This is a genomic window from Enteractinococcus helveticum (assembly GCF_020742345.1).
Taxonomy (GTDB): domain Bacteria; phylum Actinomycetota; class Actinomycetes; order Actinomycetales; family Micrococcaceae; genus Yaniella; species Yaniella helvetica_A.
The window spans coordinates 1-8,723 of the sequence record NZ_DYXC01000023.1; the positions used below are offsets into that span (position 1 = coordinate 1).

At 57.8% G+C, this 8,723-nt stretch carries 9 protein-coding genes; 5 read left to right on the forward strand and 4 right to left on the reverse strand.

Annotated elements, in window-relative coordinates:
* The coding region (locus K8V32_RS01265) for an LLM class flavin-dependent oxidoreductase (protein WP_303901670.1) at positions 1-630 on the reverse strand (630 nt) is incomplete at its 3' end.
* 194 nt (positions 631-824) lie between these two features.
* Here K8V32_RS01265 and K8V32_RS01270 point away from each other — a divergent pair.
* Genes K8V32_RS01270 through K8V32_RS01280 form a run of 3 tightly spaced genes read left to right on the forward strand, consistent with a single transcriptional unit; the run spans position 825 to position 3,820 of the window.
* Positions 825-1,796 carry a Bug family tripartite tricarboxylate transporter substrate binding protein gene (locus tag K8V32_RS01270; protein ID WP_303901672.1) on the forward strand — a complete coding sequence of 324 codons (972 nt, stop codon included), beginning with the start codon at positions 825-827 and terminating at the stop codon, positions 1,794-1,796.
* A gap of 9 nt (positions 1,797-1,805) precedes the next feature.
* The gene (locus K8V32_RS01275; protein WP_303901675.1) at positions 1,806-2,288 is read left to right on the forward strand and encodes a tripartite tricarboxylate transporter TctB family protein; all 483 of its coding nucleotides are present in this window, start codon (positions 1,806-1,808) and stop codon (positions 2,286-2,288) included.
* A complete protein-coding gene (locus tag K8V32_RS01280) occupies positions 2,285-3,820 on the forward strand; it encodes a tripartite tricarboxylate transporter permease (protein WP_303901679.1) in 1,536 nt (511 codons plus the stop codon). Before K8V32_RS01275 ends, K8V32_RS01280 begins: the two co-directional genes overlap by 4 nt.
* Before the next feature lie 7 nt (positions 3,821-3,827).
* Here the strand turns inward: K8V32_RS01280 and K8V32_RS01285 are convergent, their stop codons facing one another.
* Positions 3,828-5,066 carry an acyl-CoA dehydrogenase family protein gene (locus tag K8V32_RS01285; protein WP_303901682.1) on the reverse strand — a complete coding sequence of 413 codons (1,239 nt, stop codon included), beginning with the start codon at positions 5,064-5,066 and terminating at the stop codon, positions 3,828-3,830.
* Between the two features lie 181 nt (positions 5,067-5,247).
* Here K8V32_RS01285 and K8V32_RS01290 point away from each other — a divergent pair, with 181 nt between their 5' ends.
* Both K8V32_RS01290 and K8V32_RS01295 read left to right on the forward strand, forming a co-directional pair.
* On the forward strand, positions 5,248-6,465 hold the full coding sequence (locus tag K8V32_RS01290) for a CaiB/BaiF CoA transferase family protein (protein WP_303901685.1): 1,218 nt from the start codon (positions 5,248-5,250) through the stop codon (positions 6,463-6,465).
* Entirely contained in the window at positions 6,462-7,937 is a 1,476-nt protein-coding gene (locus K8V32_RS01295; RefSeq protein ID WP_369681024.1) for an APC family permease, read from the forward strand. The genes K8V32_RS01290 and K8V32_RS01295 overlap by 4 nt, the downstream gene beginning before the upstream one ends.
* Positions 7,938-8,232: 295 nt before the next feature.
* Here the strand turns inward: K8V32_RS01295 and relB are convergent, their stop codons facing one another.
* Both relB and K8V32_RS01305 read right to left on the reverse strand, forming a co-directional pair.
* A complete protein-coding gene (gene relB, locus K8V32_RS01300) occupies positions 8,233-8,547 on the reverse strand; it encodes a type II toxin-antitoxin system RelB family anti-toxin (protein WP_303901688.1) in 315 nt (104 codons plus the stop codon).
* 5 nt (positions 8,548-8,552) lie between these two features.
* Complete coding sequence (locus K8V32_RS01305; RefSeq protein ID WP_369681025.1) at positions 8,553-8,699, reverse strand: type II toxin-antitoxin system RelE/ParE family toxin; 147 nt, start codon at positions 8,697-8,699, stop codon at positions 8,553-8,555.
* Positions 8,700-8,723: the final 24 nt, after the last annotated feature.

Consider the following 8,723-nt stretch of genomic DNA (forward strand, 5'->3'; position numbering starts at 1 on the left):
CTTGCAATATGTGTCGATGATCGGCATTTGTAGATCCCCCACCAGCTGACCAACTTCGGATCCCGGCTGGATACGAGACAGCATCAGCCCATCACCGGCTTGCCCAGCACGGGCGGCACCATTGGGGGAAAAGGTTGCTTGCCAGATGCGATCATTCAGGCCCGGCGACAACGGTTGCAGCACCAACCCGGCGGCACTCAGTGGTTCTCCAGCCAGGGCCGCACGCAGAATCGGAAGCTTTTCGTTGAAGAGTTCACGAGCGTTGGTGTTGGCATACCCCAGCGCTGTCAGGTTTTCAGCACTGGCACCCGGAGCAACGCCAAATTCCAACCGACCACCGGACAGGATATCTACCACCGCGGCGTCTTCGGCGGCCCGAACCGGATTTTCGTGAGGGAGGGTGACCACGGCGGTGCCTAAGCGAATTCGTTGGGTAGCGTGTGCCGCCGCACCGAGTAATGGCCACGGGGTCGGCAGCCCACCTTCGTCAGCATTGAAATGGTGTTGCGCAATCCAGGCGGTGGCAAAGCCAGCACGCTCAGCCTGTTGAATTTGCTGTAGAGCCCAATCGTAGCGTTGAGCCGCAGTACCCTTCTCGAGTAGCCGAGTAAAAAATCCAATCCGTGGCACGTGTCCAGTCGCCTTCCGTAGTTGAGGTACACAGTATCGCTCACATCATCGCCGACCGGCTGACAATAGGCAAAGTATTGTTACCTTGAGTTGCAGCTGCCAGTATCATCGATCCACCGGACGAATAGCATGAGTGATGCTCTCATTCTTGGTTGTTCTCAACCGTTTTCTGCCACACCGGAGGTTTGCCACCCATGAAGCTGACAACCCCATTGCGTGTCATCGGCGCATTGGCTGCACTCGCATTGCCCCTGACTGCTTGTACTGCCGCAGGAAGCCAAGATGACGCCGCCTGGCCCGATTCCAACCTGGAGATATTCATCGGATTCGGCCCCGGGGGCACCCCGGATCTGATCGGCCGCGGGATCGGTGACCAATTGCAAAGTGAACACAGCATTAACGTGACAGCGATCAACCGCACAGGCGGGGCCAGCACCATTGCTATGAACGAAGCCTTGAGCGCCGAAGCTGACGGAACGACCCTAGCACTGGCAACATCCAACGGGTTACTCTGGCAGCCACTGGTGGAAGACGGCCTGGAATATGATCAAACCGAAGGCTATGAAGCCCTCGCCAAAGTTGCCGAATCGCCATTTTCGCTCATGGTTGCCGCTGACGGCGATTTTGCCAGCATGGAAGACTTCATTGAAGAAGCCGACTCGGGTGCTGAATTGTCGATCGCCGTCACCGGTGAGGGCGCCCAAACAGACCTAACCGTCCAGCTGCTCAACGAGCAAAATGACTGGAATTTGCGCAGTGTCCCCTACACCGACGGTGCCGGCGAAGGCATTCTGGCTGTGATGCGCGGCGAAGTGGACGCTCAAGTGTCCACAACAGCCGGGGTACAGGGACAGATCAACTCGGGTGACGTCAATATTTTGGCCGTACTAGCCGAGGAACCCGAACCTGAAAACCCAGATACCCGGACGATCGGAGAATTTGGTCTGGAGGTTCCCATGGGCACCAGCTTCTATATCGTCAGCCCCGATGGGTTAGACGAGTCCTTACGTGAGGAAATGATTGCAGCGATGAATGAGCTGGTCACATCCGAAGAATGGGCCGATACGCTTGAGAGCCTCGGTTTGCCGCAATCCACCTTGGATCACGAGGCGACCCAGGAAGAAATCGCAAGCCTTATTGAAGAATATGCTGTTCTCGAGCCCTAATCGCACACCATGACACAACAGCAACCCACCCAAGACGCCCCGACCGATACGCAGGTTGAGCAACGCTCAGCCACCCTCGTGTGGCGCATCGCTGGGGTCCTCGGACTGCTCGTAGCCGCAGTAGTCGCCAGGGTTTCTTGGACCCAATATGACCTGGGTACACTGGATCGCCCCGGAGTTGGGCTGTTTCCACTACTGGTGGCAGGACTGATGGCAATTGCCTCGGTCATCGCACTGATTGAGGCACGCGGTGCCACTTTCGGTTATGAACCCATCGCCTGGCGACGCTTCGGCATCGGGGCCGCGGTCATCTTGGGCGGGGCCGTCCTACTACCCATCTTCGGGTTCCTCCCCGTGGCACTGGTGGGCGCCATCGTATTAGCCATCATGATCGAGGGGAGATTCCACTGGAAAATTCCGGTGGTCATGACGGCGATAACCTTTGGCATCTGGTTTGTTTTTGAGCGCCTCTTAGGGATTGGACTGCCATGAACCCTTGGGAAGGTTTGCTCTATGGGCTCAGTGTTGCCTTCACCGTCGAACACCTCATCGCGGCACTCGTGGGAGCGCTACTGGGCACCATCATGGGGCTGGTGCCCGGTATCGGTCCGGTATCCGGTGCAGCCATCTTGCTACCTTTGACGTATGTCTTCGACCCGCTCACGGGCATGATCGTCATTTCTGGGATGTTCTACGGCATCATGTACGGTGGTTCGACGACGTCGGTACTTTTGAATATTCCAGGTGATGCGCCCTCGGTGGTCTCAGCATTTGAAGGTTATCCACTGGCTCGAGCGGGTCGGGCGGGGCCCGCGCTGGGGATCACCGCGATTGCCTCCTTTATTGGTGGTACCGGCAGCGTGATCGTGGTGAGTATGGTGGCCGCACCGGTAGCCCAAGTGGCGGTGGTTTTTGGGTCAGCTGAATATTTTGCCCTCACGCTTGGCGGGCTGCTGGTGCTTGCCCGCATTATGGGTGGGTCCTTGACCGCCGGATTGCTGCCGCTGAGCTTTGGCTTGTTACTCGGGGTGCTTGGTGAAGACGCAATCAGCGGCCAGGCACGTTTTACCTTCGGTGTCCGCGAAGCCACCCAGGGTGTCAGCATTGTCGCGCTCGCGGTGGGCCTTTTCGGATTGACCGAAATCCTGCGCATCATTATTCAACGAGGTTCCATACCGCGCGTTGGGTCGCTGCGCTGGCGTGAACTGATCCCGTCGAAATCGGATATGCACAATTCTGTGGGCAGCTGGTTTCGCGGCAGCGGGATTGGCTTTGCACTGGGATTATTGCCCGGCCCGAGTATCTCGTTGTCGACCCTGCTGACCTATCGCTTAGAATCCATCGTCGGACGCGACCGGCACAAATTTGGCAAAGGCGCCGTCTCCGGCTTGGCCGGACCAGAGGCTGCCAATAATGCTGCAGCGACCTCATCGATGATCCCGCTGCTGGCATTAGGCCTCCCGTTTTCTGCCACCCTTGCAGTCATGCTGGTTGCGATGCAGGTCCACGGTATCCAGCCCGGACCGCAACTGGTGACCACGAACCCAGATCTATTCTGGGGACTAATCGCTTCCCTATTAATCGGCAACGTTATGCTGCTGATCTTGAATGTGAACCTGATCCGAGTCTGGGTTGCGGTGCTGCGGGTCCCAAACTGGGTGCTGCTACCAGCAGTGGTAACGGTCTGCTGGGCCGGTGTTTATGCCTTCCGCATGAGCTGGTTTGACCTGTTCGTAGCAGCCGCCCTTGGCGTCATCGGCTTTTTCATGTTGCGCTACAACTTCCAGCTGGTGCCCGTCCTGTTGGGCACCCTGATAGGCCCGCTGGTTGAACGCCACTTCCGGCAAGGCATGACCGCAGCAAACGGTGACCTCACATACTTTATCACCCAGCCGATTGCCGCTGGCATTTGGATTGCCGTTGTGCTCATTGTGGTTGCGCTACCTGTTGTGCGTTGGTGGTTGGGGCGCCGTCGGCAAGCAACGATCGTCACGGCCGCCAACGAACGCCACCCTTCTGTTTGACAACGCTTTAACTAAAGGCCGCCTGGCCGGTCAGTTTCTGACCAACGATCAACGTATGCACCTCATCGGTGCCCTCATAAGTGCGTACAGATTCCAGATTGTTGGCGTGACGCAACGGTGAGTACTCACCGGTAATCCCGTTACCGCCCAGTATGGTGCGGCATTCGCGGGCGATCTCGATGGCTACTCGCACGTTATCAAGTTTCGCCATCGAAATCTGATGCAGATCCATGGTTCCGGCGTCATTGGCTCGCCCAAGCTGCAGGGCCATCAGCTGGCCCTTATTCAGGGCAATGGTCATATCGGCCAGCTTCTTTTGCGTCAGCTGATAGGCGGTCAGTGGTTTACCGAACTGCATGCGAGTCGAGGCGTAGTCCAGTGCGGCTTCGATCGAGTCGCGTGCTGCACCCAGTGCACCCCAGGCAATGCCGTAGCGAGCTTCATTCAAGCACTGGAATGGTCCGCGTAGCCCGGGGTTGTGGGGCAGAATCGCATCCACCGGGATGCGCGCGTTTTCCAAGAAGATATCGCACTGCAGTGAAGCCCGCATCGACAGTTTCTGTTCGATCGCCTCGGCACGATAGCCCACAGTTTCGGTGGGCACAATGAAGCCGCGCACTACCATCTCGTCGTCGGGGCGGGTATCGCCGTCGGGGTGCACTCCGGCGGCCTTGGCATCGGCAACCGAAACTTTCGCCCAGATGATTGCAATCTGGGCCACGGTGGCCAACCCGATCCAACGCTTCGCACCATTGAGCACCCATTGGCCGTCAACCAGCTTGGCGTAGGTGGTCATGGATGATGGATCCGAACCCGCAGTCGGCTCGGTCAGCCCGAAACACCCGATCACTTCACCGGTGGCCATTTTGGGCAGCCAGGTGTGTTTTTGCTCTTCGGAGCCGTTCTTGGCGATCGCCGTCATTGCCAACGACCCCTGCACGGAGATCACGGTGCGCAGCCCGGAGTCGCCGGCCTCCATTTCCTGCATGGCAATACCGTATTCCACCGCGGAGCGGCCGCCACAACCGTAGCCGTCAATGTGCATGCCAAATAGGCCGAGCTCGGCCATTTCCGGGATGAGTTCCATGGGCAGGGTGGCTTGATCAAACCACTTGGCGATATTTGGGCGCACGCGACGGTCCACGAACTCGGCGACGGTGTCACGGACCTGGAGTTCTTCCTCGGTCAGCATCAACGCAATATTGAACAGGTCGGTTGTTGAGTTTCGGCGTTGCGTTATCGACATGCATACTCCAGGAATCAAGCGGCTTGAGGGCCTTGTGCGGTTTGGTCGTGATGACTTTTACGGTAGCCAACGGGCGCCCACGCAGCAACCGCGTGGCCGCATCATTGCGCAGATCGAGACGCATCAATGCGTTTCCAACATCGATCTTGCATTGGTGTGCCAACGTGCCCAGCATGGAGCTATGACTATGACACCAGGTTCTTCATCCCGCGGCGTGCTCGACGGTATTGTCGTCGCCGATTTCTCCCGCGTGCTGGCCGGCCCGTATGCCACCATGCTGCTGGCAGATATGGGTGCGACCGTGATCAAAGTTGAGTCTCCAACCGGCGATGATACCCGCGCCTGGCAACCGCCGGTCCGCGACGATCAAGCAACCTATTTCTTATCCGTGAACCGCAATAAACACGCGATCGCCCTGGATTTAAAAAACGACGACGACCTGGCCACCGCCCACAAACTACTCGCCAAAGCTGATGTGTTCATTGAAAACTGGAAACCCGGTGGGCTGAAAAAATTCGGCATGGATCCCGCCGCCGTTGCACAACGGTACCCACACCTGGTGCACGCCTCGATCACCGGTTTCGGCACCAAGGGCGGGGCCCACCTGCCCGGTTATGATCTGTTAGCCCAGGCGGCTTCCGGGCTCATGGACATCACCGGCGAACCCGATGCTGCCGGTCAGAAAGCCGGGGTCGCGATTTTCGACGTCGTCACCGGCCTGCACGCCACCGTGGGGATTCTTGGAGCGCTGCAAGAACGCCAGCACAGTGGCCAAGGTCAACATATCGCGGTGAACCTGATGTCCTCGGCGCTGTCTGGGCTGGTGAATCAGACTTCCGCCTATGTGGCCGGCGGCGTGGTGCCCAAGCGTATGGGCAATGATCACCCCTCGCTTGCCCCGTACGGGCCATTCGCTGCCGCTGATCAGTCGTTGATTATCGCGGTTGGCAATGACGGCCAATTCCGCAGGCTCGCCGAAGCCCTGGGCGTCCCGGAGCTTGCCGACGACGAGCGCTATGCGACCAACCCGGCCCGAAATGCCCACCGTGAGCAATTGCGCACCGAGCTTGAGGCTCGACTGCAGCATAAGACGGCGTCGGTGTGGGTTGACCAGCTGCGGAAAGTGCAAATTCCGTGCTCTGAAGTCTTTACCATCGCCCAGGGTGTGCAGTTCGCCGACGACATTGGTTTAGAACCGGTCCAACCCGCCGGCGCCGAACAGGTTCCCACGGTCAAACACCCCATCGACTACTCACGCAGCAAGATCACCTACGACAAGGCCCCGCCGGCACTCAATGCCGATGAGGCCGCTATTCGGTATTGGCTCAACACACCAGATGACGATTCTGTCCGCCTTCTTGAATCCAATGTGAGTAACTACGAGAAGAGTACATCATGACCAAAATGACCAAACAACAGGGACAACAGGTCTCGCTAGCCAAAACCCTGTCCAATAAAGACGTACTCGCCCTTGGTTTTGGAGCCATGATCGGCTTCGGCTGGGTGGTACTGACCAAAGGCTGGCTGCTAGATGCTGGCCCTGGTGGAGCGGCCCTAGCGTTTCTGGTGGGCGGCGTAATTATGGCCTTTGTGGGACTGGTGTACGCCGAGCTCACCTCAGCAATGCCACGGGCCGGCGGTGCACACAACTTCATCCTTCGCGCTCGCGGTCCCCACGGGGCGTTCATTGGATCCTGGGGGTTTATTGGCGGGTATGTCACCATCATTGCTTTTGAGGCTGTGGCCGTACCCAACACCATTGAATACATCTGGCCCAATATCAATCACCTGCCGTTATGGACGATCGCCGGATTTGAAGTCCATCTGACCTGGGCGCTGATCGGTGTGCTCACGGCGGTCGTGTTGACGTGGATTAACATTCGCGGCACCAAGATCGCCGGTATGGTCCAAACCTTCGTCGTGCTATTCCTGTTATTGGTCGGCGTCATGCTGCTCACTGGTGTATTTACCGGTGGTGAGGCCGCTAATTTGGAACCGGTATTTACCCCGGGGGTGGGCGGATTTTTTGCCGTGATGATCGCGGTGCCATTCTTATTTGTGGGCTTCGACGTCATCCCGCAATCTGCTGAAGAGGCCAACGTGCCACCCCGCCAGGTAGGTCGCCTGGTGGTCATCTCGGTGGTCATGGCAACGCTATGGTACATCCTGGTGATCTTCTCGACCGCCCTTGGACTTGCCGGTGACCAGCTCGAAAACTCTCACCTGGCAACCGCGGATGCAGTGTTTAACATGTTTAACTCACAAGCTGCGGCGAACATCCTGATCGCTGGCGGTCTAGCAGGGATCCTGACAACCTGGAATTCCCTGCTGATCGGCGCTTCACGCATGATTTATGCGCTGTCGCGAACCGGCATGCTACCAGCATGGTTATCCAAGCTGCACCCTACATATAAGACCCCGGTCAATGCGCTGGTGTTGCTGGGTGTGGTTTCTGCCGTCGCACCGTTTTTCGGTACTGCCATGCTGGATTGGCTGGTTGAGTCCGGGTCACCAATGATCGTGATCACGTACCTGCTGGTCTCGGTATCATTCTTAATCCTGCGACGTCGTGAACCGAATATGTCACGACCGTTGCGGGTCGGTGGTGCCGGGCGAGGGGGCGAAATCATCGGTTGGTTCGCGGTCATTTTGACCATTGCGCTCTTAGGTCAGTACCTACCCGGTATGCCAGCGCAATTGGGTTGGCAGCCGTGGGTGATTTTTCTCGGTTGGTGGCTTGCTGGCGCGTTTTTCTACTACCGTCTGCCACGAGGCATTCGAGCCGGTGAGGACGTCGAAGAACGCCTCATGCGAGCCGTTGAAGAACGCGAACGCCAACGCATCACATCGGCCAGAGTTGAGAAGCACTAATTCGGTAAGTGCCCCGCGCTGGTCCCGAGCGGTCTTGCAGTGGCGGATCAACCGCTGATCATTGCGGTCGGCAATGATGGCCAATTTTGTATTCGGAAGCTTTCACAACCGCGAAGTCAGGTCACCTATAACAAGGCACCGCCTAAGCGTCATGAGGATGCTGAGGCGATTCTAGTCTGGCTTAGATCGTGCGGAGGACAACTCCGCTAGTGAGTCGATCCCTTCGGAGAATGTTCGCGGGTGACCCTGGCCAGGGTTGCGTGCTTTTTTGAGAAGGTTCTGACGTGCGGAAGGTCTAGGCAACCTGCACGCGGTGGTCGCCCATGACATACTCGATTGTCAGTTCTCCACCCACGGCTTCGAGGTATCGTCTCACGGTGCCAATGCGGGTGTTGTCGAGGTCTCCGTGTTCGATTTTGGAAACCTGACGTTGGCCGACACCGATGCGTTCAGCGAGTTCGGCTTGTGTTAACCCGGCTTGTTCACGCAGTTCGCGTAGGCGGTAGGCGCGGACCTCTGCAAGCATACGCGCCTTGTGCGCTTCAATTTCTGCGCGGGTCTCGGGGTCTACCGGGTGCTTGGCGAGGTATTCTCGATAGCTTAGGGACATGTTGCTCAGTTTCCTTTCAGTGTGCGCAGGTGATCGTCGAATAAGTCATCAGCGACTGGGATATTCTTCTTGTACCAGCGTGTCCAGTTTCCGGCTTTGTCACCAGCCAGTAGAAGAATCGCCTGCCGGTCAGGGTCGAACGCAAACAGGATTCGAAGTTCAGTCCGCCCCGCAGA

Excerpts from the sequence above, each read along its gene's own strand:
- K8V32_RS01285 (WP_303901682.1), bottom strand. The coding sequence starts at position 5,066 with ATGTCGATAACGCAACGCCGAAACTCAACAACCGACCTGTTCAATATT.
- K8V32_RS01270 (WP_303901672.1), top strand. The coding sequence starts at position 825 with ATGAAGCTGACAACCCCATTGCGTGTCATCGGCGCATTGGCTGCACTC.
- K8V32_RS01295 (WP_369681024.1), top strand. The coding sequence starts at position 6,462 with ATGACCAAAATGACCAAACAACAGGGACAACAGGTCTCGCTAGCCAAA.
- relB (WP_303901688.1), bottom strand. The coding sequence starts at position 8,547 with ATGTCCCTAAGCTATCGAGAATACCTCGCCAAGCACCCGGTAGACCCC.
- K8V32_RS01290 (WP_303901685.1), top strand. The coding sequence starts at position 5,248 with ATGACTATGACACCAGGTTCTTCATCCCGCGGCGTGCTCGACGGTATT.
- K8V32_RS01275 (WP_303901675.1), top strand. The coding sequence starts at position 1,806 with ATGACACAACAGCAACCCACCCAAGACGCCCCGACCGATACGCAGGTT.
- K8V32_RS01280 (WP_303901679.1), top strand. The coding sequence starts at position 2,285 with ATGAACCCTTGGGAAGGTTTGCTCTATGGGCTCAGTGTTGCCTTCACC.